Annotated in this window: 2 protein-coding genes; one reads left to right on the top strand and one right to left on the bottom strand. The window is 33.0% G+C overall.

The window, feature by feature from the left end:
* Nucleotides 1–395: 395 nt before the first annotated feature.
* Complete coding sequence (locus COZ07_RS01020; RefSeq protein ID WP_406606750.1) at nucleotides 396–527, bottom strand: helix-turn-helix domain-containing protein; 132 nt, start codon at nucleotides 525–527, stop codon at nucleotides 396–398.
* Nucleotides 528–844: 317 nt separating this feature from the next.
* Between COZ07_RS01020 and hypA the strand changes: the two genes are divergently transcribed.
* On the top strand, nucleotides 845–1,181 hold a 337-nt coding region (gene hypA, locus COZ07_RS01015), incomplete at its 3' end, for a hydrogenase maturation nickel metallochaperone HypA (protein WP_406606749.1).

Genomic DNA, 1,181 nt, shown 5'->3' with positions numbered 1-1,181 from the left:
ATCGATCATACTGGCTGGGTGCTTATTTAAGTATATAGTGAATAGTATTTAGTCTTTAATAGGACAGGCATTCCTCATTTTCACGAAGACAGTTCAGCCTGCCTATCCTTTGGTTAGCGCAGTACTTAGTGAACTAATTAACCAGGTAACGGTAACCAGCTAACCATTTAACTATATACTAACGACTATTTATTAAATATACAGACATCGTGGACTCTTCTTAGAGGTCTTTAAGTATATAGACATAGTGAACTCCTAATGATAATGAAATATATAGACATAGTGAACTCTAGAGATCGAACCTTGATAAATCAATAGAGCTTTTTAGTAAAGGATAAGGGTATTCTACTATTAATTTAGAATCATGGTATACAAACAATTTCTCCTTGGCAGTATCAATATTTGTAACGCTTTAACCATTTAAAGAACCAGCTTTTGCCTTTACCAAGACTCTGATAGATCTCCTTAGGAGATTCACCATTTTCGTATCTTTTTATAGCTTTTTCTCTTAATTCTTTGATATTCATACTGACCTCCTTTTTTAAGGTCAGTATAGAATATTTAAAGTTGTATAGTTCACGATGTGTGTATATTTTTTTTCATTAAGGTTCACGATGTGTGTATATTTTTGGGTTCGCGATGTCTATATATTTGTCAGTTAGTATTTAGTGAATAGTTTTTAGCTAAATAGTGATCGCTTATAGTCTGAAATAGACAGGCGAGCCTGTCCTCGTGAAAACGGGGAACGCCTGTCCTACGAATTATTTTATTAAAATTGATTAATTGGTGAATTGGTGAATTGGTGAATTGGTGAATTGGTGAATTTAAAGTTCAGGAGAAAAATATGCATGAGGCTTCAATTGCTCAAAATCTATTAGAAATTGCTTTAGGTAAAGCCAGAGATCATAAAGCAAAGAAGATAACGGTTATCAGGGTAAAAGTTGGAGAATTAGCTGGAGTGAATAAAGCATCTTTAGAATTTGCTTTTGAGAATTTTAGGCAAGGAACTATTGCTGAAAAAGCATCTTTACAGATAATATCATCTCCACTATTAGGTCAATGCCGAAAATGTGATGAGGTTTTTGAGATTAAAAAAGATAGATTTAAGTGTGCGAAGTGTGATAGTTCAGAAATAGATATAATTTCTGGTCAGGATCTATATATCCAGGATATTGATATAG

The sequence above is a fragment of the Candidatus Infernicultor aquiphilus genome, assembly GCF_002784285.1.
Classification (GTDB): domain Bacteria; phylum Atribacterota; class Phoenicimicrobiia; order Phoenicimicrobiales; family Phoenicimicrobiaceae; genus Infernicultor; species Infernicultor aquiphilus.
Note: the sequence above shows the minus strand (reverse complement) of the source record. Positions and strands in the feature narration are given on the sequence as shown.

Bases quoted from the DNA above. Each gene is read 5' to 3' on its own strand.
- COZ07_RS01020 (WP_406606750.1), bottom strand. From the start codon at position 527: ATGAATATCAAAGAATTAAGAGAAAAAGCTATAAAAAGATACGAAAAT.